Here is a 21,128-nt window from a genome sequence, read left to right on the forward strand (position 1 = left end):
AACGTCGATCACGGCATGACCATGCACGCGAAGCCCAGGTTCATCCCGTTGCCCACCGTCATCACCGGTGAAGTCCAAGCGGGCGTGGCGCCTTGCGTCGCGGAAATGGTGTGCTGCCCGGTCGCCTCGGGGATCCAGACCGTGGTGGCCTGGCTGCCGACCACCGGTGCGGGGTTCGGTGAGAAGGTGCCCCCGGCGCTGTCGGCGAACTGAACCGATTCGGTCGAGGGATTGTTGTCCACCGTCGCCGTCACCCGGTACTGGCAGTTGGTTCCGTAGTTTCCGAAGCCGAAACTGGTGCCTTGGGCCGGGCTGGCGGTCGCCGTCGTGACCGCCGCGCCGGCGGCGGGTGCGACGAGAACGAATGCCGCCGCGAGCGCTCCGAACCCTGTGATCGCTGCTCCAGCGCGCGACCAGCGCCGATCGCGGGCGCGATTTGGGTGTGCTGTCATCCACATCTCGATCACTCCCGTACTGATTCGGTTGGTGCGGCCGGTTGGTCCGCACAGCTTGTGGGTTTGCCCCGGGTTCCGGAGTTCACAAGCGAGCGCGGGTCTCGATCGGGTAGCGGGCACGGGGGTGCCGGTGTGCGGCGTGTGGCCGTTCCGTGACGATGAAGAGCGTTATGCTGCCGGGAAACGCGCTGGTCGGAAGGTTGTTCCGGGCCGTGGTCGGGCAGGGCGCGTCCCGCGGTCGGCGTGTAGGTTCTACCCAATGAAGGCATTGCGTCGTTTCACCGTCCGTGCCCATCTGCCCGAGCGCCTGGCCGCCCTGGGGGAGCTCGCCACGAATCTGCGCTGGTCGTGGCATCCGCCGACGCAGGACCTGTTCGCCGCGCTCGATCCCCAGCGGTGGCAGGAGATGGGGCACGACCCGGTCCGGATGCTGGGCGAGGTGCCCGCGGCGCGGCTGGACGAGCTTGCCGCCGACCCCGGCTACGTCGCGCGTGTGGACTCCGCGGCGGCGGACCTGCGCGAGTACTTGGCCGCGCCGGGCTGGTTCCAGCGCCGGGCGGGCGAGGAAGGGGTGCGGGGCATCGCCTACTTCTCGATGGAGTTCGGCGTCACCGAGGTGTTGCCGAATTATTCGGGCGGCCTCGGCATTTTGGCCGGAGACCACCTGAAGGCCGCCTCCGACCTCGGCCTGCCGCTGATCGGCGTGGGATTGCTGTACCGCTCGGGCTACTTCCGGCAGTCGCTGACGACGGACGGCTGGCAAGCCGAGCACTATCCGGCGCTGGATCCGCAGGGCTTGCCGCTGCGGGCGCTCACCTCCGGCGGTTCGCCCGTGCTCATCCACGTCGCGATGCCCGACCGCAGGGTGCTGCGTGCTCGGGTGTGGATCGCGCAAGTCGGCCGGGTTCCGCTGCTGCTGCTCGACTCCGACATCGCCGAGAACGACCCGGAGTTGCGTGCGGTGACCGACCGGCTCTATGGAGGTGACCAGGAGCATCGCATCCGTCAGGAGATTCTCGCTGGCATCGGCGGTGTGCGGGCGGTGCGCGCGTACACCGCGTCCGCCGGACTGCCCGATCCCGATGTGTTCCACATGAACGAGGGCCACGCGGGTTTCCTCGGCGTGGAGCGGATCCGCGAATTCGTCGCGGCCGGGCAGGATTTCGATTCCGCGCTCGCCGCCGTTCGGGCGGGCACGGTGTTCACCACGCATACGCCGGTCCCGGCGGGCATCGACCGGTTCCCCATGCCGATGGTGCGGCGTTATTTCGGCGGTGCGCACGGGGAATCCGAATCCGCTCTGCTGCCGGGGCTTTCGGTGGACCGGATCGTGGCTCTCGGCCGGGAGGCCGATCCGTCGGTCTTCAACATGGCGCACATGGGCTTGCGCCTGGCGCAGCGCGCCAACGGCGTATCGAAGCTGCACGGCGAGGTGAGCCGGTCCATGTTCGCTTCGCTGTGGCCGGGCTTCGACCCGGCCGAGGTGCCGATCGGTTCGGTCACCAACGGTGTGCACGCCGCCACCTGGGCCGCGCGCGAGTGGGTGGACAAGGCGCGCGAACACATCGGCGCGGAGCTGGTCGAGGAGGGGCGCGGCTGGGAACGGCTGCGCGACGTCGATCTCGCCGAGTTGTGGTCGACCCGCAACACCCTGCGCGGCATCCTCGTCGAGGAGGTGCGCCGCAGGCTGCGCGCGTCCTGGTTGCAGCGTGGCGCCGCGGAAGCCGAACTCGGCTGGGTGAACGGCGTTTTCGACCCCGATGTGCTGACCGTCGGGTTCGCCCGGCGAGTGCCGACCTACAAGCGCCTCACCCTGATGCTGCGCGATCCGCAGCGACTGCGCGCCCTGCTGCTGGATCCGCGGCGGCCGATGCAGCTGGTCGTCGCGGGTAAGAGTCATCCGGCCGACGACGGCGGCAAGGCGCTGATCCAGCAGGTGGTCCGCTTCGCCGACGATCCCGAGGTGCGGCACCGGATCGTCTTCCTGCCCGACTACGACATATCAATGGCTCGCTACCTGTACTGGGGCTGCGACGTCTGGCTGAACAATCCGCTGCGCCCGCTCGAGGCCTGCGGCACCTCCGGCATGAAATCCGCGCTGAACGGCGGGCTCAATCTCTCCATCCGCGACGGCTGGTGGGACGAGATGTACGACGGCGAGAACGGGTGGGCTATTCCGACCGCGGAAGGCGTCCGGGACGAGCACCGCCGCGACGATCTGGAGGCCGCCGCGCTCTACGACTTGTTCGAGCGTGCGGTGGCGCCGCGTTTCTACGAGCGCGACGCGTCCGGGATGCCGGTGCGCTGGGTCGAGATGGTTCGCCACACGTTGCAGACCTTGGGGCCGAAGGTGCTGGCTTCCCGGATGGTCCGCGACTACGCGGTGGAGTACTACGCTCCCGCCGCCGCGGCGTCGCAGCGGGCGACGGCCGACGATTTCGCGGTGGCGCGCGCCATCGCCGAGTACCGCCACCGGGTCGAGTCGGCGTGGCCCTCGGTCAAGGTGATCCAGGTGGACAGTGCAGGGCTGCCGGACACGCCGGTGATCGGGGCGCGGCTGTCGCTCACCGCGCGGGTCGAGCTCGGTGGCTTGAGCGTGCCGGACGTGGTGGTGCAGGCGGTGCTCGGCCGGGTCTCGTCGACCGACGATCTCTCCGACACCACGACGATCCCGATGAATCACGTCGGGTCCGACGCGGGCGCCGAGCTGTTCACCGTGGACACGCCGCTGCCGCTGTCCGGCGCGGTCGGGTACACCGTGCGGGTGCTGCCGCACAACGATCTGCTGGCCTCCGACGCCGAGTTCGGACTGGTCTCCGCTCCGAGCGCTTGACCCCGGTGGCGCCGGTCACGGTGGCGCCGCCGTGGGTGTCGCGGGCAGTGAACCGTCGGCTACCGTGCCCTTGGCCCGCCCCGAATCGTTCCTGTACTGGAGTCACCCATGGTCACCGACGTTCTGCACCGGACCCGAGGACGCCTCGACGGATACTTCGGGGTTCGCTCGACCGGCTCGACCGTGAAGCGCGAACTCATGGCGGGGACGGTCACGTTCCTCGCCATGTCGTACGTCCTCGCGGTCAACCCCGCCGTGCTGGGCGATCAGGGCGCGTTGGGTGACAAGGGCATCCCGATGCAGGCGGTGTTCACCGCGACCGCTGTCGCCGCGGTATTCGGCACGCTGGTCATGGGGCTGTGGGCGCGATATCCGATCGCGCTCGCGCCGGGCATGGGACTCAACGCCTTCTTCGCCTACACGGTGGTGCTCGGCATGGGGATTCCCTGGCAGGTCGCGTTGTCGGGCACGTTCCTGTCCGGCGCCATCTTCTTCGTCCTGGCGGTGACGCGGATTCGCGAACGCATCCTCAACGCGATCCCGATGCAATTGAAGCTCGCCGTTGGCGCCGGCATCGGACTGTTCGTCGCGTTCCTCGGCTTGAAGAACGCCGGGATCGTGGTGAACAGCGAGGCGACGCTGGTCACCCTGGGCGACTTCACCAAGGGCACCACCTTGCTCGCGCTGTTCGGGTTGCTGGTGACCGTGGTGTTCCTCGTGCGCGGCTGGCACGGCGCCGTGCTCTACGGCATCGTCCTGACCACCCTCGTCGGCATCGTCAGCGGCTTGGTCGCGCTCCCCAAGGGCTTGTTCGCCGCGCCGCATGGGCTCGAGCAGACCTTCGGTCAGGCGATCGTCCATCTGCCCGACGCGTTCACCGGTCAGATGGTCGTGGTGGTGCTGACCATGCTGTTCGTCGACTTCTTCGACGCATCCGGCACGCTGATCGGCGTCGCGAACCAGGCCGGGCTGCTGGACGCGAACGGTAAGTTGCCGCGCGCGGCGAGCGCGCTGGCGGCGGACTCGGTGGGCACCATGGCGGGTGCGGTCATCGGCACCTCGACCACCACCGCCTACGTGGAATCGACCGCGGGCGTCTCGGCGGGCGGACGGACCGGGCTGACCGCCGTCACCACGGCGGGCTGGTTCTTCGTGGCCATGTTCTGTTTTCCGATCTTCGCGGTCGTCGCGGGCTCCAGCGAGGTGACCGCGCCCGCGCTCATCGTGGTCGGCATCCTGATGGCCCGATCGCTGGGGCAGATCGACTGGAACCGCCTGGAGTACTCGGTGCCCGCGTTCATCACCATTGTGATGATGCCGCTGACGTACTCGATCGCCAACGGCCTGGCCATGGGGATGCTGCTGTACCCGGTGGTCATGGCGGCCAAGGGCCGCGTCAAGGATGTGCATCCGGCGATGTGGGCACTGATGCTGGTGTTCCTCGGCTACTTCTTCTTCCTCGCGGAATGACTTTCCGCTCGCCCGAGCGCTGAACCATCCTTCCCGCCCGACCGTGGAATAGACCGAGAGGTTGGGTAGTTGCCCCCGTTCGTGCGATAATCGGACCGCAGTCCGCTTTCTTCGCCGAAGTAACGATCATGTCCGGGAACGACAGCGCAGGGATGAGGACCACCATGACGATCAAATCCGTACTCGACAGAACCGGAACCGATTCCGAGCTGGACCGAATCGCCCCCGACATCGGCCTGCTGGTCGTGCGAGTCGTCTTCGGCGGCCTGCTCGCGGCGCACGGCGCGCAGAAGCTGTTCGGCTGGTGGGGCGGGCCCGGTCTGCAAGCCAACGCCGACGGCTTCGAGAAGATGGGCTACAACCCGGGCAAGGTATTCGGGACGCTGGCGGGGCTGAGCGAATTCACCGGCGGCCTCCTCCTGCTGCTCGGTTTGCTGACGCCGCTTGCCGGAGCGATCGTGCTGGGCACGATGATCAACGCGATCAACGCCACCTGGGCCGGTGGCCTGCTGGGCGGTTACGAAATGGGTCTGCTGTTCGCGGTGGTCGGCGCGGCGCTGCCCTTCACCGGGCCGGGTAAGTTCTCGTTGGACGCCGGGCGTCCGTGGGAGCGCCACGGATTCGTGTGGGGTGTGGGGGCGCTGATCCTCGCCGTCGTCGCGGGCGTGCTCACGTTGATCCTGAAGTGGGTCCTCTGAGCCTGCGGCGCAACGGATTCGCGGCGCTCGCGTTGCCGGCCACGCTGTTCGAGGTGGCGTGGTGGCCGTGCGCCGTTGTCACACCTTCGCCGCGGCGGCCAGCCTGCTCAGTGCTTTGACCACGACCTCAGGGTCGGCAGTCTCCCAGTACGGCGGCAGCGACGCGCGCAGGTATCCGCCATAGCGAGCGGTCGCGAGGCGGGAATCCAGGATGGCCACCACACCGCGATCGTCGACGCTGCGCAGCAGGCGGCCGGTGCCCTGCGCGAGCAGCAGAGCCGCGTGGTTGGCGGCCACGGTCATGAAGCCGTTGCCGCCGCGCATCTCCACGGCGCGTTGCCTGGCCGCCAGCAGCGGATCGTCCGGGCGGGGGAAAGGGATGCGGTCGAGGATCACCAGACTCAGCGACGGTCCAGGCACGTCGACGCCCTGCCACAGCGACAGCGTGCCGAACAGGGAGGTCTCCGGGTCGTCGGCGAACTTGCGGACCAACGCGCCCGTCGCGTCCTCGCCCTGGCACAGCACCGGTGTGTGCAACCGTTCGCGGAGTGCGTCGGTGGCCGCTCGGGCGGCGCGCATCGAGGAGAACAAGCCGAGGGTGCGTCCGCCCGCGGCCGTGATCAGTCGCTCGATCTCGTCCAGGTAGGCCGGTGCGAGCCCGTCGCGGCCCGGCGCGGGCAGGTGTTTGGCGACGTAGAGGATGCCGGACTTGGCATGGTCGAACGGTGAGCCGACATCGAGCGAACTCCAGCGCACGCTGTCGGCGTCCGACGGCGCCTGCGCGCCGTTCGCGGTGGCCGGGTCGGTGCGATTGCCCGACTGCGCGGGCAGGCCCCAGGTGACCGCGAGGCCGTCGAACGAGCCGCCGATCTGCAACGTGGCGGAGGTGAGCACGACGGTCGCGGCGCCGAAGAGCCTGCTGCGCAGCAGCCCGCCCACCGACAGCGGCGCCATCCGCAGCGACCGGCGCACGACGCCCCGGATCTCGTCGGCGGCCAGCCAGATGACGTCGCGGCGGGCGGCGGGATCGGGCTCGTCGAACGCCGTCAGCGCGCGGACCGCGCTGTCGTGCACCTCGTCGAGCGCGGCCAAGGCCATGGTGCGGGCGGCGGAACTCTCCGGGTCGCCCTGCGCGGTGGCGCTGCCAGGGGGCGCGAGCGCGGTGCGCGCGTTCCACGCGCCGTCGCGGACCAGGGCCAGTACCGGGGCCACGCCGTCGGGCAGGGTGTCCCACCGGGCGGCGGGCAGCTCGTCCAGCACGGTGTGCCAGGCCTCTGCGGCGCCCTCCAGGCGGTCGACCTCCTGCTCGTCGATGAGCTTGGCGCAACGCCGGGCCGCCGCGCTGATCGCGGCGGAGGTCAGTTCGGCGGTGGCCACGCCGGTGACCCGGTCGACCAGCTCGTGCGCCTCATCGATGACCACGACGTCGTGTTCGGGGAGCACCTGGATGCCGCTGATCGCGTCGATGGCCAGCAGCGCGTGGTTGGTCACCACCACGTCGGCCTGCGCCGACTCGGTTCTGGCGCGCTCGGCGAAGCAATCCTGGCCGAAGGAGCAACGCGACTTGCCCAGGCATTCCCGCGACGACACGCTCACCTGCCGCCAGGCCCGATCGCTCACGCCGGGAGCGAGTTCGTCGCGGTCGCCGGTGTCGGTGTCGGAGGCCCATTCGTTGAGCCGTTGCACTTCGCGACCGAGGCGCGAGATCGCGAACGCGTCGAACAACTCCGCTTCGGCGGGCTCGTCCGGTACGGCGCTGTTGATCTTGTTCAAGCACAAATAGTTGTTGCGGCCCTTCAGGATCGCGAACTTCGGCGTGCGTCCCAACGGGCCGCTGAGCGCCTCGGCCAAGCGCGGAAGGTCACGGTCGACCAGCTGACGTTGCAGCGCGATCGTGGCCGTGGAGACCACCACCGTGCGGCCGGTGCGCACGGCGTGGCGCAGGCTCGGCACCAGATACGCCAGCGACTTGCCGGTGCCCGTGCCTGCCTGCACGGCGAGGTGCTCCTTGGTATCGATCGCGTGGTCCACCGCCGCGGCCATCGTCACCTGCCCGGCGCGCTCCTTGCCGCCCAGCGCGTGTACGGCGGTAGCCAGAAGGTCGGATACGGGGGGCAGTTCGGGCACGCGAGCAGCCTACTCGGCGCCTCCGACAGGGCAGGGCGGTCGCGGAGACCGGACGGTCTATCGGGTGATGCCGCCTTCCAGGTCGACGCCGGCCCCGCGCATGCGGTCCAGTGCGAGGGCGACCGTTTCGGGTGCGACTCCCGCGGTGAGATCGAGCAGGACGCGGGTGTCGAAACCCTCGATGCGCGCGTCCAGCGCGGTGGCGCGCACGCAGTGATCGGTCGCGATGCCCACCACGTCGACGGCGTCGACGCCGCGATCGTGCAGCCAGTCGGCCAGCCCGGTGCCGTCCTCGGTCGTGCCCTCGAACCCGGAGTAGGCCGCCGAGTACGCGCCCTTGGAGAAGACCGCATCGATGGGTTCGGTGGTCAGGGCGGGGTGGAAGTCGGCGCCCTGCGTACCGACCCGGCAGTGCGGCGGCCAGCTGTCGATGTAGTCGGGCGCGTCGGAGAAATGCGCACCGGGATCGATGTGATGATCGCGGGTGGCCACGATCGCGCCGTAGTTCGCCGCCGCGAGGTGCTCACTGATCCGGGCCGCCACGGCGGCGCCGCCCGCCACCGCGAGCGAACCGCCCTCGCAGAAATCGTTCTGGACGTCGACGATGATCAGTGCCCGGGTCATGGCGACCTCCCGCGATGTGGCTGAACAACTGTTTCAGATTCTGCCGCTCGGTCGGACGCTCGTTCGGCCGACTCGCGGGAAATTCACATGCGCGCGATGTAAACGCGGCCTGCGCCCACGGTGATTACCGGGTGCCCCTTTCGTCGGCGGCCGGATGCGCCGCCTTCCAGCACGGAGACCCTTATGAGCCCTGCCAAACTGTTCCGCAGCGTAATCGTCGCCACCACCGTGTTCCTGGCGGTCTTCTTCCTGCTCGGCTCCCGCCCCGCGGAGCCGTCGGCATGGGTGTGGTTCGGGATCACCGGATTGGTGTTCGCGCTGCTCTTCGCCGCCGGGCTGCGGCTGGTGACCCGCGTCGACGAGCGCAGGCGCTGACCTCAGACGAAGGTGGTCACCACGGCGGGTTCACCCGCCGACAGCTTGAGGCCCTCCCACGGCAGGCTGATCAGTCCGCGCGCGACCAGGTCGCGGCTCTTGGCGAGGGTGGGCAGGTCATCGACCTGCTTGCCCTCCCGGATCAAGGGGACCAGCAGCTCACGGGATCGGAAGCCGTTGCGGGGCGGCATCGGCCCCGCCGCCGGATAGACGATCTCCTCGACGATCGTGCCGGTGTCGCGGGCCAAGCGGAGCGCCTTCTTCGTACCGCCACGAGACTGCTTGTGACTGCTGCGTTTGGCGACCGGCACCCCTTCGACTTCGACCAGCTTGTAGACCATCCCGGCCGTCGGCGCGCCGGAGCCGGTGACCAGGGCCGTTCCGACACCGTAGACGTCGACCGGCTCGGCGCGCAGCGCGGCGATGGCGTACTCGTCGAGATCGCCGGAGACCACGATGCGGGTCTTGGTGGCCCCGAGCGCGTCGAGCTGGTCGCGCACCTGCCTGGCCAGGACACCGAGATCGCCGGAGTCGATCCGCACGCCGCCCAGCTCTGTTCCCGCGACCTCGATGGCCGTCGCGACGCCCCTGGTGATGTCGAAGGTGTCCACCAGCAGCGTCGTCCCGACTCCCAGCGTCTGCACCTGGCTGCGGAACGCTTCGGCCTCGTGCGCCCCGTCGGGGCCGCTGTGCAGCAGGACGAACGCGTGCGCGCTGGTGCCCGCCCCCGGGATCCCGTAGCGGCGCACCGCCTCCAAGTTCGAGGTTGCGTCGAAACCGGCGAGATACGCGGCGCGCGCGCAGTCCGCCGCGGCCAGCTCGTGGGTGCGCCGCGAGCCCATCTCGATCATCCGGCGGCCGCCCGCGGCGCTGACCATCCGCGCCGCGGCGGCCGCGATCGCGCTGTCGTGATTGAGAATCGAGAGGACCAGCGTCTCCAGCACGACGCATTCGGCGAAACTGCCGCGCACCGAGAGGATCGGGGAGCCCGGGAAGTACAGCTCGCCCTCTGGGTAGCCGTCGATGTCGCCGGTGAACCGGTAGTCACGCAGCCAGTCCAACGTCCGCCGATCCGAGAACGAGGCGGCGACGGACAGTTCCGCATCGCCGAACCGGAACTGCCGCAGCGCGTCGAGCACCCGGCCGGTACCCCCGACGACGCCATAGCGGCGACCGTTTGGCAAACGTCTAGCGAACACCTCGAAGGTGCACTGCCGATGCGCCGAACCATCGGCGAGCGCCGCGGCGAGCATGGTCAGTTCGTACTGGTCGGTCAGCAGTGCCGTGCTGGTCACGCCGTCACGCAGGTCCACGCTGTCACTGTAGACAGAACGGTCGGCTCACGCCGTCCGGCATCGGCCCGGTGAACCGGCGAAAACCCGAATCGGGGCTGCGTGGGTGTTGTTTATCCGGTGTCGAGTCGTACCCTTGACCCTATGGCCTTGTGCAACACAGTCCGGGGTGACGTCGTTGTGGACGCCGCGAACGCGACATTGTCGGCGGCACAGGCGACACCCGAAGCGGTGGAGTACACCGAGATCCTGGAGGCGGAGGACCGCCCGTGGGTGACCGTGGTCTGGGACGATCCGGTCAATCTCATGCACTACGTCACGTATATCTTCCAGAAGCTTTTCGGCTACAGCAAAGCGAAGGCGACCGAGCTGATGCTCAAGGTCCACAACGAGGGCAAGGCGGTGGTCTCGTCCGGTTCCCGCGACAAGATGGAACACGATGTTCAGCGGCTGCACGCCGCCGGACTTTGGGCCACCATGCAGCGGGACGACTGACCAGCGCGACTACCCTGACGCCGTGCGCAAGTGGAGCAGGAAGAACTCGCTGAGCGGTCTCAAACTGCGATCCGAAATGGACGCACGTGAGGCCAACGTGCTTCGGTCCTTGGTCGGTGCGGTCTCCGGACTGCTCACCGAGCGCGCCGGGTCGGCGCCCGACGACGACTTGGCCGCCCTCACCGGACTGCGATCCGGCAACACCGTCCCGCCGGAGGATCCGCGGCTGCGCAGACTGCTGCCGGACTTCCACCGCAACGAGCCCGGCTCGCCGGACGCCGAACGCGCCGACCTCAACAGCGCGCTGCGCGGTCTGCACGAGCCCGACATCATCGACGCCAAGCTGGCGGCGGGCTCGGTCGTGCTGGACACCGTGCCGAGCGCGGGCGGCAAGATCGTCATCACCCCCGAGCAGGCCGACGCGTGGTTGACCGCGCTCACCGACGTGCGGCTGGCGCTGGGCACGGTGCTGAACATCGATGCCGACACGCCCGACCATCTCGATCCCGACGATCCGCGCGCCCCGCACCTGGACGTGTACCACTGGCTGACCTGGATGCAGGACTCGCTGCTCCAGGCGCTGGCTCCCTGACCGGCCGCGCTGCGATGATCGGCGCGAACCGACCAGCAGTCCCGCGCCGTGAGGAGTACCGATGGTGAATGCCGAACCGGGTGAACGCAACTCGCTCACCGATGTGCCCGGAGTGCTGGTCGGTCATCATCACGTCCTCGATCCGGACGCCACGCTCGGTTCCGGATCGGCGACGGGATGCACGGTGGTGCGCGTGCCGGGCGGCGCGGTGGCGGCGGTCGACGTGCGCGGCGGCGGGCCTGGTACCCGTGAGACCGATCTGCTGGATCCGATGAACACCGTCCGGCAGATCGACGCGATCCTGCTCACCGGCGGCAGCGCCTTCGGGCTCGCCGCGGCCGACGGCGTGATGCGGTGGCTGGAGGAGAACGGCGCGGGCATCGTGATGGACCCGGCGGACCCGAGCCGGGTGGTGCCCATCGTCCCCGGCGCGGTGATCTTCGATCTTCCGGTCGGCGCGTGGGACATCCGTCCGACCGCCGAGTTCGGCTACCGGGCCGCCGCGGCGGCGGACGTCGACTTCGCTCGCGGTTCGGTCGGTGCTGGCGTCGGCGCGCGCGCCGGTTCGATCAAAGGCGGGATCGGCACGGCGAGCATCGTGCTGGGTGATGGCGTGGCCGCGGGAATCACCGTCGCGGCGCTGGTCGTTGCGAATCCGGTCGGCTCGGTGTTCGATCCCCGCACGGGGTTGCCGTGGGGGTGCGGCACCGATGGGCCCGGCTTCTTCGGTCTGCGGCAGGCGACCCCGGAGCAACTGGCGGCGGCGAACGCGCTGCCGGTGAAGGGCACCGTGCTCAACACCACGATCGGCGTCGTGGCCACGGACGCTCCGCTCGATCCGGCCGGATGCAAGCGCGTCGCGGCCACCGCGCACGACGGGCTGGCCAGGGCGATCCGTCCCGCGCACTCGCCCCTGGACGGGGACACCCTCTTCGCGCTCGCCACCGGAACGGCGGAGGAGGGCGGCGACTTGCCGTTGCCGCCCGCCTTCCCCGCCGATCTGCTTGTCCTGGACCAGATCTGCACCGCCGCCGCCGTCTGCGTCGAACGCGCCATCGTCGACGCGATCCGCTCGGCGCACCCAGTGGCGGGCATCCCGGCCTACAACGACCTGTTCGGTGTTTGAACAGGCGCTGCCGCGAACCGGGGGACCGGGCGACGTCGCCGGGGGAATAGCCGAATATCCTGGCTCGTTGTCGACTGCGATGGGTCGGCGTTGTGGAAAGGTGTGCGACTCGTGCTGGTGATCAGGGCCGACCTCGTGGAGGCGATGGTGGCGCACGCGCGCGCCGATCACCCCGATGAGGCCTGCGGTGTCATCGCGGGGCCGGAGGGCTCGGATCGTCCGGAGCGCTTCATCGCCATGGTCAACGCCGAGCGTTCGCCCACGTTCTACCGCTTCGACTCCGGCGAGCAGTTGAAGGTGTGGCGCGCGATGGACGACGCCGACGAGGCGCCGGTCGTCATCTACCACTCGCATACCGCCACCGAGGCCTATCCGAGCCGGACCGACGTGTCGTACGCCTCCGAGCCGTTCGCGCACTACGTGCTGATCTCCACCCGCGATCCCGAGCGGCACGAGCTGCGCAGCTACCGGATCGTCGACGGCGAGGTCACCGAGGAGCCGGTGCGGATCGTCGACGCGTACGAGAACTAGACCGATGCCTGTTCGCGAAACCGAGGAGTACCCATGCCGGTAACCGTCTCCATTCCGACCATCATGCGCGGCCTCACCGGAGGTGAGAAGCGCGTGCGGGCCGAGGGCGCCACGCTGTCGGCGCTGATCGACGACCTGGAGGCCAACCACCCCGGGCTCGCCGAGCGCCTGCTGAAGGACGGCAAGCTGAACCGCTACGTCAACATCTACGTCGATGACGAAGACGTGCGCTTCGCGGGCGGGCTGGCCGCCGAAGTGCCCGAGGACGCCAGCGTCACGATCCTGCCCGCCGTGGCCGGAGGCTGACCCGTCCCGTGGCGCGTTACGAATCGCTGATCGCGACTCTCGGCAATACCCCGCTGGTCGGGCTGCGCACCCTGTCCCCGCGATGGGACGGTGACGATCACGTGCGGCTGTGGGCCAAGCTGGAAGATCGCAACCCCACCGGCTCGATCAAGGACCGGCCCGCCCTGCGGATGATCGAGCAGGCCGAGGCCGACGGGCTGCTGCGCCCCGGTTGCACGATTCTCGAACCCACCAGCGGCAACACGGGCATCTCGCTGGCCATGGCGGCGAAGCTCAAGGGATACCAGCTGGTCTGCGTGATGCCCGAGAACACCTCGGTGGAGCGGCGGCAGTTGCTCACCATGTTCGGGGCCAGGATCATCGATTCCCCGGCCGCGGGCGGCTCCAATCAGGCCGTCGCGCTGGCGAAGAAGATCGCCGCGGAGAACCCCGATTGGGTGATGCTCTACCAGTACGGCAATCCGGCGAATACGGCGGCGCACTACGAGACGACCGGCCCGGAGATCTTGGCCGACCTGCCCGAGATCACCCATTTCGTAGCTGGTCTCGGCACCACGGGCACGCTGATGGGGACCGGCCGCTTCCTGCGGGAGAAGGTGCCCGGCATCGAGATCGTGGCCGCCGAACCGCGTTACGGCGAACTGGTCTACGGCCTGCGCAACATCGACGAGGGATTCATCCCCGAGTTGTACGACGAGAGCGTGCTGACCACACGTTTCTCGGTCGGCCCGTACGACGCGGTGAAACGCACCCGCGAACTGGTGCTCGAAGAGGGCATCTTCGCCGGGATCTCCACCGGCGCCATCCTGCACGCCGCGCTCGGCGTCGCCCGCAAGGCGGTCAAGGCGGGCACGCGCGCCGACATCGCGTTCGTGGTCGCCGACGGCGGATGGAAATACCTGTCGACCGGGGCCTACGACGGCACGCTCGAAGAGGCGGAAGAGCGGCTCGACGGCCAGCTCTGGGCCTGATTCCCGGCCGCGCCGGTACCCTCGGTGAGGCGGGGCCACGTCCCCGCCACGGCGAGGAGGTGGCCATGACCGGCGCGGGACTCGGGCCGTCGTTCGACCCTGATCGGCTGGCTGCGCTTCGTGGGCAGCTGGGCAAGCCCGCCGGTGTGCCCACACCGCCCGCCACCGCGGGCTTCGCCGCGATCAAGCAACTGTGGCTGCGGGCCGGCGTGCTGATCGCCGGGTTCGTGGCGGTGCTGTACGGCGTCGAAGGGGTCGACACCGCCGTCGGTGGCCGGCTCGACCACGCGGGCATCGAGCCGCGCCGCGCCGACGGGCTGACCGGCATCCTGTTCGCCCCGTTGTTGCACGGCGGCTGGCCACATCTGATCGGCAACACGCTCCCGGTGCTGGTGCTCGGCTTCCTGGTCCTGGTGACGGGCATCGGCCGCGGGCTGGCCGCGACCGCGATCATCTGGCTGGGGGCCGGGCTCGGCGTCTGGCTCACCGGGGCGACGGGGAGTACGCATATCGGCGCGTCGTCGCTGGTGTTCGGCTGGCTGACCTTCCTCATCTCCCGTGGCTGGTTCGCGCGCAACGTCGGGCAGATCGTGCTCGGTCTCGTGGTGCTGGCCCTCTACGGGTCGCTGCTGTGGGGCGTTCTGCCGGGACAGCCCGGAATCTCTTGGCAGGGGCATCTATTCGGCGCGTTGAGTGGATTGCTGGCCGGCTGGGTACTCTCTGGAGATGCACGACGAAACCGCCGCGGCGACCGAGCCGGAATCGGCGCGTCGCCGCGGTGACCGGGCGGCCCGCCGGAGATGTGGGGGGATCCTTTCTTGAGTGAGAATTCCGCGTGGCAGCATGGGGGAATGCGCCTTACCGTCCTCGGGTGCTCGGGCAGTGTGTCCGGCCCGGACTCTCCCGCGTCGGGTTACCTGCTGACCGGCCCGGACATGCGGCCGACGGTGATCGATTTCGGTCCGGGAGTGCTCGGCGCGTTGCAGCGCCATGCCGATCCCGGTGAGGTCGACATCTTCCTGACCCATCTGCACGCCGACCACTGCCTGGACCTTCCCGGTTTGCTGGTATGGCGCCGGTACCACCCGACGCCCCCGGAGGGCAAGGCGATCGTGCGCGGCCCGTCGGACACCTCGTTGCGCATCGGCAACGCCTCCGCGGAGGTCGGCGGCGAATGCGACGACTGGTCCGATGTGATCGACATGCGGCGCTGGGTCGAAGGCGAGCCCATCTCCTTCGGGCCGGGTCACACCGTCACCGCGCGCCGGATGTACCACCCCCCGGAGTCCTACGGTCTGCGGATCGTCACCGCCGCCGGACGCACTTTCGTCTACACCGGCGACACGGCACTGTGCCCCCAGGTCCACGAACTCGCGCAGGGCGCCGACATCCTGATGGCGGAAGCCTCCTGGACCCACGACCCGGCGAATCGCCCTCCCGGCATTCACCTTTCGGGCACCGAGGCCGGCCAGATCGCCGCCCGGGCAGGCGTGAAGGAACTGCTGCTCACCCACATCCCCCCGTGGACCTCCCGCGAGGACGTGATCGCCGAGGCGAAAGCAGAGTTCACCGGCCCCGTGCACGCGGTGGCTCCGGGCGAAACCTTCGATCTCTGACCGGATCCCGGGTAACGCCGGGCATGACGTAAACTTCACGAGCGGAACCGCGTCACCGGCCTTGTACACCCCGCGCGGCAGCACGCCGGTCTGCCGAATGACGCGCCGATCCCCGAGTCCGTACGTCCCCTTCGACGACCGATTCGCGGCCTGACTCGACCCGGGTGCCGACCATCCCACGCAACCGTGACAGGCCTCGCCGATCCGCGTTCCCGCTCGCGGTGCGACAACGGCGGTATCCGCGTGCGGAACCACGGCGGGCACACGGACCGAATTTGCGCCGCATCCGCTCAGCCATGGGTAGCGACCGTCGTCCCCAACGCGCCCAGCTCGCCTCAACCACGGGTTTCGAGCGAAGCGAGACCGAGCATGCGCCGTTCGCGGCCCGGCTCGCGTTTGCGCGACCGTCGCGTACGCGACGAAGGAGCAAGCGGCGGCCGCGCAAACGCGAGCCATGAAGGGGCCGCGAACACGCCGCGACGAAGTCGCGGCAAATTGAACACAGTAGGCTGTGGCCGTGTCGAGACGAGCCGATGGCAGGGCGGACGATGAGCTCCGCGAGGTCCGGATCACCCGTGGTTTCACCACGCATCCAGCTGGTTCGGTGCTGGTGGAGTTCGGGCAGACGCGGGTGATGTGCACCGCGAGCGTCACCGAGGGGGTGCCGCCGTGGCGGCGTGACTCCGGGTTGGGCTGGCTCACCGCCGAGTACGCGATGTTGCCCGCCGCGACGCACACTCGCAGCGGGCGGGAATCGGTGAAGGGCCGGATCGGCGGACGGACCCAGGAGATCAGCCGTCTGATCGGCCGCTCGCTGCGCGCCTGCATCGACCTCGCCGCGATCGGGGAGAACACCATCGCCATCGACTGTGATGTGCTCCAGGCCGACGGCGGTACCAGGACGGCCGCCATCACCGGCGCCTACGTGGCGTTGGCGGATGCCGTGACCTATCTCGGCGCGGCGGGCGCGCTGGCCGACCCGCAGCCGATCTCCTGTGCGATCGCCGCGGTGAGCGTCGGCGTGGTCGACGGCCGGGTGCGGGTGGATCTGCCCTACGAGGAGGACTCGCGCGCCGAGGTCGACATGAACGTGGTCGCGACCGATACCGGAACGCTGGTGGAGATCCAGGGCACCGGCGAGGGCGCCACCTTCCCGCGCTCCACGCTGGACAAGTTGCTCGATGCCGCGCTCGCGTCCTGCGAGCAGCTGTTCGTCGTGCAGAAAGAGGCGCTGGCGCTGCCATATCCCGGTGTGCTTCCCGAGCCCGCCGAGTCGAAGAGGAAGTGATGACCCGCCGTCTGCTGGTGGCCAGCCGCAACACCAAGAAACTGAACGAACTGCGCCGCATCCTCGACGAGGCAGGCATCGCCGGGATCGAGATCGTCGGATTGAACGATGTTCCCCCGTACGACGAGGCGCCCGAGACCGGCGCGACGTTCGAGGAGAACGCGCTGGCCAAGGCGCGCGACGGCGCCGCGGCCACCGGATTGGCTTGCGTCGCCGACGATTCCGGTATCGAGGTGGACGCGTTGAACGGCATGCCGGGTGTGCTGTCGGCGCGCTGGTCGGGCAAGCACGGCGACGACGCGGCGAACAACGCGCTGCTGCTGGCACAGCTGTCGGACGTGCCGGACGAGCGGCGCGGCGGGCGGTTCGTGTCCGCCTGCGCGCTGGTGGTGCCCGGCGGCGCGGAGACCGTGGTGCGCGGCGAATGGCCCGGCTCGATCGGGCGGAAGCCGGTGGGCGACGGCGGTTTCGGCTACGACCCGCTGTTCGTCCCGGAAGGCGGCGATGTCACCGCGGCCCAGTTGACGCCCGCCCAGAAGGACGCGGTGTCGCATCGCGGGCGGGCGCTGGTCCAGTTGACGCCCGCGCTGGCTGCGCTCGCCGAAGGCTGACGCCTCAGACGCCGAAGGTTTGCTTGACCTGCTTGGCGTTGACGTGTTCGACGAAGAACGACAGCAACGGGATGGTGCCCGCGAGTAGGGTGCCGACGGTGCGCAGGACCGGCCAGCGGACCTTGACCGCGAGGTCGGCGGTGACCAGCAGGTAGACGAAGTACACCCAGCCGTGCACGACCGCGATCCAGCTGGGGGTGGCCACGTGGAAGCCGTACTTGGCGATCATCTCACCGGTGAGCAGCAGCAACCAGAGGCCGGTGATCCAGGCCAGCGCCCGATAGCGCAGCAGCGCCGGACCGATCTTGGCGGCGTTCCCGGCCCGGGCCGGGGCAGCGGTGGTCTCGGTGGAATTCTCGCTGGTGGTCAACCGGCGCTCCTCTCGCGGGTGTGCAGGCCTGCCGTGCGGACCTGTTCTTCGATGTCGTCGGCGTGCAGCGCGGCGAGGTATCGGTTGTACTCGGCGAGCACGGGGTCCTCATCCCGGACGGCCTTCGGGCGCTCGGGCAGCAGTCCCGCCGGGAGTTCGGTCGGCGCGATCGGCTTCGCGGCGCGCCTGGCTGTGGGTGCATCGCGCCGCGAAGCCACGGCGGACTCGTTCTTTTCCTCTGGTGCGCCTGCCTCGCGTTCCAGCCGCACGAACCGGAAGTAGGCGAAGACGGCGAAACCCGCGAACAGGGGCCACTGCAGCGCGTAGCCGAGATTCTGTGCGGTGCCGGTCGCGGACTCGTACCGTTCCCACTGCCACCAGGCCAGTCCCAGGCAGCCCAGCGCGGCGACGATCACCAGCGCGATGAGGGCCGGGCGGTTGTGTGCCGAGCGGCGGGGTGAGGCGGACACGGCTTCTACGGTACCCGTTCTACTACGCGGGCCGTAGAACAAGGTACGCCGTCCGGCGCCTGCTGTGACCACGGTCATCGAGGCGACGACCGGTGCGGAGCGGACCGGCGCTCGGGGCGGTGTCGGATGCCGAGACGACGGCCGCATGCCCGCTGCCAGATGTGGCTTCCGATGTGGCAGCGGGCAGCTACAAATCACGCAGTCGTCACGAGTGGTGCCGCTCGCCGCCGTGTGGCAACGCGCATCGGGCGTCCGCTCCGGCGCGTGCCACCGAGCACGCGGCCGGACTCCGCCTGCGGTGGACTCGACGAGTCAGCCCGGGTCGACCGCAGGGGCCGCGCGCACGACGCGGACCCTTCCGGGCGCATCGACAGCCGGGCCCCCGGCGAACAGTTGCCCGCTGACTGCTCCGGTGTTGCTGCGCTCAGAACGAGTAGGTGACGCCGGTCTTGCGCTCCGACTCTGCCCACAGCCGCTGCCACAGGTCCTTGTTCTGCGACAGGCGGGTGGACGACGAGGGTTTCACCGGCCCCTGGCTGCCGAAGAGCCGGGTCGGGCCCCAGTAGGTCTCGGGATCGGCGTCCGGCATGGTGGCGGCGAACAACGTCGAGTGCGCGGCCTTGGCGGGCGAGTGCCCGATCAGGCGAATGAACGGCTTGGAGATGTGGTCGAGCGGGGTCTCGGTGTGCGCGAAGAGGTCGGTGGCCGAGACGCCGGGGTGCACCGCGTAGGAGCGCTTGCGGGAGCCGGATTCACGCAGCCTGCGCTGCAGTTCACGGGCGAACATCAGATTGCACAGCTTGGCCTGCGCATAGGCGAGATTGCGCTGGTAGCGGCGCTTTTCGTAGTCGAGGTCGTCGATCCAGAGCTTCGGCGTCTGCTTGTGCGCGATGCTGGAGAGGGTGACCACCCGATCGGTGATCCGGTCCAGCAGCAGGCCGGTGAGCGCGAAGTGCCCGAGGTGATTGACGCCCCACTGGGTCTCGAAGCCGTCTTTGGTTCGCGAGAACGGGATGTTCATCAGGCCGGCGTTGTTGACCAGGACGTCGAATTCGCCGCTGTCGTCGGCGAACTTGCGCACCGAGGACAGATCGGCCAGGTCCAGTTCCGCCACGCGGACATCGCCGTCGATGCCCGCGGCGACCTCTTTCGCCTTGACCGCGTTGCGGCAGGCCATGATCACGGTCGCGCCCTTGGACGCCAGGACTTTCGTGGTGACGGCGCCCAAGCCGCCGTTCGCGCCGGTGATGACAAAGGTGCGTCCCGTCTGGTCCGGGATCTCAGCTGGTTTCCACGCCATGCGCCAACCTTACTCTGGAGTAAGTTTCCGGGGAAGATATCGGCATTGATCGTCTCAGACGCAAGAGCTCGTGTCGCGGAACGCGCCCGCGACACGAGCTGTCGGCCGGGTCGTTCAGCGGCCGCTGCCGATGGGTTGCCCGAAGGCGGCCGCGAGTACGGTGCCCACCGTGTCGCTCCACACCTGCCAGGTGGCGGGGTCCAACGTCATCGAGCCGACATCGGTGATGGTGACGCCGCCGGCCACCGGCGCGCCCGCGAAGCGGTCCTTCAGCCACAGCAGCGCGCGCGGTGCCGCGATCGGGTCCAGGGTCAGGTGCTCGCTGAAGTGGTCGCGGATGTACTCGACCCGCGCGCCCGGGTCCTGGGCATAGGTTCCGACGAGCTCGTTGACCGGTCCGACCGGGATCAACCAGTCGGCATTGGCCTGGTACATCAGCATCGGCATGTCCGGCACGGCCTTGCCGAGCTTCGTCTTGTGCAGCACGTCGGCGACAGCGGGGTCGGTGAAGGGGTTCTTCGTCAGCATCCCGAGGTTGTCGGCGAACGGGAACAGCGCGGCCTGGTAGCTCGCGCAGAGTTGTTCCTTGCCCGCGATCATGAGCTTGCCCAGGCCGTTCGCGTTCTCGTCGAGGAATTTCCGCAGCTCGGGATATTCGCGCGAGACGCCGAGCGCGCCTGCGAAGATCAGCCCGGCGGAGAGATTGCCGTTGGCCATCCGCAATGCGGCCGACAGGTCGGCGGGGATGCCGCCCTCCGCGGTGCCGACCACGTTGAGTTCGGGTGCGTAGTCGCGCTTCAGTTCGGCGGCCCAGCCGGTGGCGATCGCGCCGCCGGAGTAGCCCATCATGCCGACCCTGGTCCCGGTCCCGGACAATTGCATCGGTGCGAAGTTCTCCGCGGCGCGAATGCCGTCGAGCGTGATCCGGCCCGCCAAAGGACCTGCGGCGTAAGCCGAGTCGGGCCCCTGGTGGTCGGGGATCACCGCGGCCCAGCCTTGGGCCAGTGCGGCCTGCACCTCGAGGAACTGGGCCGCCACCAGGGCGGAGCCGGTCAAGGTCGCGGGGATGGAACCCATCTGGAGTTGATACGACGGCATGCAGTAGTTGCCGGTCGAGTCTTCGGCGATCTGGTAGGAGAACAGCGGCCGGTCGGCGACGTAGCCGCGCGGCTTGATCACCGTGGCCACGGCGGGGATGGCCTCGCCGCGGGAGTTGGTGGAGCGGTAGGACAACTGCCAGGCGTCCACGTTCACCGGGAGCAGCGACAGGTTCGCCAGATTCACCTGGCGTGCGGCGATGATCTGGCCGGGGGACAAGTCGGTGTAGGTCTGCGCGGGCGGGCGATAGAACGCCGGGTCGAAGCCCGGCGGCAGCGGCGGAAGGGGGAACGGCAGTGCGGGCTGGACCATCGGATCGTCCGGCGCGGGCTCGGCGGCTGCCGAGGCGGGGAGGAAGGGCAGTCCCACCGCCACCACGGCGAGCGCCGCGAGCAGCTTCGGTGCGTGCTTGCGGGAAATGACCACGCGAGAACCTCTTCGTTCTATGAGCAACATTTGTGAGCCCCATCGGTTTCAGAC

General features: G+C 69.3%; 22 protein-coding genes. 14 read left to right on the plus strand and 8 right to left on the minus strand.

The window, feature by feature from the left end; genetic code table 11:
- Positions 1-8: 8 nt before the first annotated feature.
- On the minus strand, positions 9-452 hold the full coding sequence (locus ACFV2O_RS26635) for a hypothetical protein (protein WP_355075574.1): 444 nt from the start codon (positions 450-452) through the stop codon (positions 9-11).
- A gap of 262 nt (positions 453-714) precedes the next feature.
- Between ACFV2O_RS26635 and glgP the strand changes: the two genes are divergently transcribed.
- The 3 genes from glgP to ACFV2O_RS26650 all read left to right on the plus strand — a co-directional run bounded on the left by glgP (position 715) and on the right by ACFV2O_RS26650 (position 5,456).
- Complete coding sequence (glgP, locus tag ACFV2O_RS26640; RefSeq protein WP_379254102.1) at positions 715-3,288, plus strand: alpha-glucan family phosphorylase; 2,574 nt, start codon at positions 715-717, stop codon at positions 3,286-3,288.
- 108 nt (positions 3,289-3,396) lie between these two features.
- A complete protein-coding gene (locus ACFV2O_RS26645) occupies positions 3,397-4,758 on the plus strand; it encodes an NCS2 family permease (protein WP_379254103.1) in 1,362 nt (453 codons plus the stop codon).
- 164 nt (positions 4,759-4,922) lie between these two features.
- Positions 4,923-5,456 (plus strand): DoxX family protein, encoded by a 534-nt coding sequence (locus ACFV2O_RS26650; protein WP_379254104.1) that lies wholly within the window; start codon positions 4,923-4,925, stop codon positions 5,454-5,456.
- Between the two features lie 78 nt (positions 5,457-5,534).
- On the opposite strand, the gene ACFV2O_RS26655 is transcribed toward ACFV2O_RS26650, so the two are convergent.
- Positions 5,535-7,583: an ATP-dependent DNA helicase gene (locus tag ACFV2O_RS26655; protein ID WP_379254105.1), complete on the minus strand. Its 2,049-nt coding sequence runs from the start codon at positions 7,581-7,583 to the stop codon at positions 5,535-5,537.
- Between the two features lie 57 nt (positions 7,584-7,640).
- On the minus strand, positions 7,641-8,207 hold the full coding sequence (locus ACFV2O_RS26660; protein WP_355075583.1) for an isochorismatase family protein: 567 nt from the start codon (positions 8,205-8,207) through the stop codon (positions 7,641-7,643).
- A 183-nt stretch (positions 8,208-8,390) separates the two neighbouring features.
- Between ACFV2O_RS26660 and ACFV2O_RS26665 the strand changes: the two genes are divergently transcribed.
- The gene (locus ACFV2O_RS26665) at positions 8,391-8,582 is read left to right on the plus strand and encodes a hypothetical protein (protein WP_356966884.1); all 192 of its coding nucleotides are present in this window, start codon (positions 8,391-8,393) and stop codon (positions 8,580-8,582) included.
- Between the two features lie 2 nt (positions 8,583-8,584).
- Here the strand turns inward: ACFV2O_RS26665 and ACFV2O_RS26670 are convergent, their stop codons facing one another.
- Positions 8,585-9,895: a nicotinate phosphoribosyltransferase gene (locus ACFV2O_RS26670; protein ID WP_379254106.1), complete on the minus strand. Its 1,311-nt coding sequence runs from the start codon at positions 9,893-9,895 to the stop codon at positions 8,585-8,587.
- Between the two features lie 123 nt (positions 9,896-10,018).
- On the opposite strand from ACFV2O_RS26670, the gene clpS reads away from it, so the two are divergent.
- The 10 genes from clpS (at position 10,019) to rdgB (ending at position 17,410) form a co-directional block, all read left to right on the plus strand.
- Positions 10,019-10,369 carry an ATP-dependent Clp protease adapter ClpS gene (clpS, locus tag ACFV2O_RS26675; RefSeq protein WP_039796380.1) on the plus strand — a complete coding sequence of 117 codons (351 nt, stop codon included), beginning with the start codon at positions 10,019-10,021 and terminating at the stop codon, positions 10,367-10,369.
- A 22-nt stretch (positions 10,370-10,391) separates the two neighbouring features.
- Complete coding sequence (locus ACFV2O_RS26680; protein WP_355075589.1) at positions 10,392-10,961, plus strand: DUF2017 domain-containing protein; 570 nt, start codon at positions 10,392-10,394, stop codon at positions 10,959-10,961.
- A gap of 61 nt (positions 10,962-11,022) precedes the next feature.
- Positions 11,023-12,087, plus strand: coding sequence for a P1 family peptidase (locus ACFV2O_RS26685; protein ID WP_379254107.1), 1,065 nt, complete (start codon positions 11,023-11,025; stop codon positions 12,085-12,087).
- A 111-nt stretch (positions 12,088-12,198) separates the two neighbouring features.
- Positions 12,199-12,618, plus strand: a complete 420-nt coding sequence (locus ACFV2O_RS26690) for a M67 family metallopeptidase (protein WP_355075591.1) — start codon at positions 12,199-12,201, stop codon at positions 12,616-12,618.
- 33 nt (positions 12,619-12,651) lie between these two features.
- On the plus strand, positions 12,652-12,924 hold the full coding sequence (locus tag ACFV2O_RS26695; protein ID WP_379254108.1) for a MoaD/ThiS family protein: 273 nt from the start codon (positions 12,652-12,654) through the stop codon (positions 12,922-12,924).
- An 8-nt stretch (positions 12,925-12,932) separates the two neighbouring features.
- Positions 12,933-13,895: a cysteine synthase gene (locus tag ACFV2O_RS26700; RefSeq protein ID WP_355075595.1), complete on the plus strand. Its 963-nt coding sequence runs from the start codon at positions 12,933-12,935 to the stop codon at positions 13,893-13,895.
- Positions 13,896-13,960: 65 nt separating this feature from the next.
- Complete coding sequence (locus tag ACFV2O_RS26705; RefSeq protein ID WP_379254109.1) at positions 13,961-14,677, plus strand: rhomboid family intramembrane serine protease; 717 nt, start codon at positions 13,961-13,963, stop codon at positions 14,675-14,677.
- Positions 14,678-14,746: 69 nt separating this feature from the next.
- Complete coding sequence (locus ACFV2O_RS26710; protein WP_379254110.1) at positions 14,747-15,511, plus strand: cyclic nucleotide-degrading phosphodiesterase; 765 nt, start codon at positions 14,747-14,749, stop codon at positions 15,509-15,511.
- Between the two features lie 517 nt (positions 15,512-16,028).
- Positions 16,029-16,799, plus strand: coding sequence for a ribonuclease PH (gene rph / locus ACFV2O_RS26715; RefSeq protein WP_355075601.1), 771 nt, complete (start codon positions 16,029-16,031; stop codon positions 16,797-16,799).
- Complete coding sequence (gene rdgB / locus ACFV2O_RS26720; protein ID WP_379254111.1) at positions 16,799-17,410, plus strand: RdgB/HAM1 family non-canonical purine NTP pyrophosphatase; 612 nt, start codon at positions 16,799-16,801, stop codon at positions 17,408-17,410. The genes rph and rdgB overlap by 1 nt, the downstream gene beginning before the upstream one ends.
- Before the next feature lie 4 nt (positions 17,411-17,414).
- Here rdgB and ACFV2O_RS26725 read toward each other — a convergent pair whose 3' ends face one another.
- The 4 genes from ACFV2O_RS26725 to ACFV2O_RS26740 form a co-directional block, all read right to left on the minus strand.
- Positions 17,415-17,780, minus strand: a complete 366-nt coding sequence (locus ACFV2O_RS26725) for a DUF3817 domain-containing protein (RefSeq protein WP_379254112.1) — start codon at positions 17,778-17,780, stop codon at positions 17,415-17,417.
- Positions 17,777-18,250, minus strand: coding sequence for a transcriptional regulator (locus ACFV2O_RS26730; RefSeq protein ID WP_379254113.1), 474 nt, complete (start codon positions 18,248-18,250; stop codon positions 17,777-17,779). Before ACFV2O_RS26730 ends, ACFV2O_RS26725 begins: the two co-directional genes overlap by 4 nt.
- Before the next feature lie 424 nt (positions 18,251-18,674).
- Complete coding sequence (locus ACFV2O_RS26735) at positions 18,675-19,550, minus strand: oxidoreductase (RefSeq protein ID WP_356966897.1); 876 nt, start codon at positions 19,548-19,550, stop codon at positions 18,675-18,677.
- A gap of 114 nt (positions 19,551-19,664) precedes the next feature.
- Positions 19,665-21,074: a lipase family protein gene (locus tag ACFV2O_RS26740; protein ID WP_379254114.1), complete on the minus strand. Its 1,410-nt coding sequence runs from the start codon at positions 21,072-21,074 to the stop codon at positions 19,665-19,667.
- Between the last annotated feature and the right edge of the window lie 54 nt (positions 21,075-21,128).

Source organism: Nocardia sp. NPDC059691 (assembly GCF_042733915.1).
Classification (GTDB): domain Bacteria; phylum Actinomycetota; class Actinomycetes; order Mycobacteriales; family Mycobacteriaceae; genus Nocardia; species Nocardia sichangensis.

Coding starts and splice junctions, on each gene's coding strand:
- ACFV2O_RS26635 (WP_355075574.1), bottom strand. CDS start 452: ATGACAGCACACCCAAATCGCGCCCGCGATCGGCGCTGGTCGCGCGCT.
- glgP (WP_379254102.1), top strand. CDS start 715: ATGAAGGCATTGCGTCGTTTCACCGTCCGTGCCCATCTGCCCGAGCGC.
- ACFV2O_RS26645 (WP_379254103.1), top strand. CDS start 3,397: ATGGTCACCGACGTTCTGCACCGGACCCGAGGACGCCTCGACGGATAC.
- ACFV2O_RS26650 (WP_379254104.1), top strand. CDS start 4,923: ATGACGATCAAATCCGTACTCGACAGAACCGGAACCGATTCCGAGCTG.
- ACFV2O_RS26660 (WP_355075583.1), bottom strand. CDS start 8,207: ATGACCCGGGCACTGATCATCGTCGACGTCCAGAACGATTTCTGCGAG.
- ACFV2O_RS26665 (WP_356966884.1), top strand. CDS start 8,391: ATGAGCCCTGCCAAACTGTTCCGCAGCGTAATCGTCGCCACCACCGTG.
- clpS (WP_039796380.1), top strand. CDS start 10,019: ATGGCCTTGTGCAACACAGTCCGGGGTGACGTCGTTGTGGACGCCGCG.
- ACFV2O_RS26685 (WP_379254107.1), top strand. CDS start 11,023: ATGGTGAATGCCGAACCGGGTGAACGCAACTCGCTCACCGATGTGCCC.
- ACFV2O_RS26695 (WP_379254108.1), top strand. CDS start 12,652: ATGCCGGTAACCGTCTCCATTCCGACCATCATGCGCGGCCTCACCGGA.
- ACFV2O_RS26705 (WP_379254109.1), top strand. CDS start 13,961: ATGACCGGCGCGGGACTCGGGCCGTCGTTCGACCCTGATCGGCTGGCT.
- ACFV2O_RS26710 (WP_379254110.1), top strand. CDS start 14,747: ATGCGCCTTACCGTCCTCGGGTGCTCGGGCAGTGTGTCCGGCCCGGAC.
- rdgB (WP_379254111.1), top strand. CDS start 16,799: ATGACCCGCCGTCTGCTGGTGGCCAGCCGCAACACCAAGAAACTGAAC.
- ACFV2O_RS26735 (WP_356966897.1), bottom strand. CDS start 19,550: ATGGCGTGGAAACCAGCTGAGATCCCGGACCAGACGGGACGCACCTTT.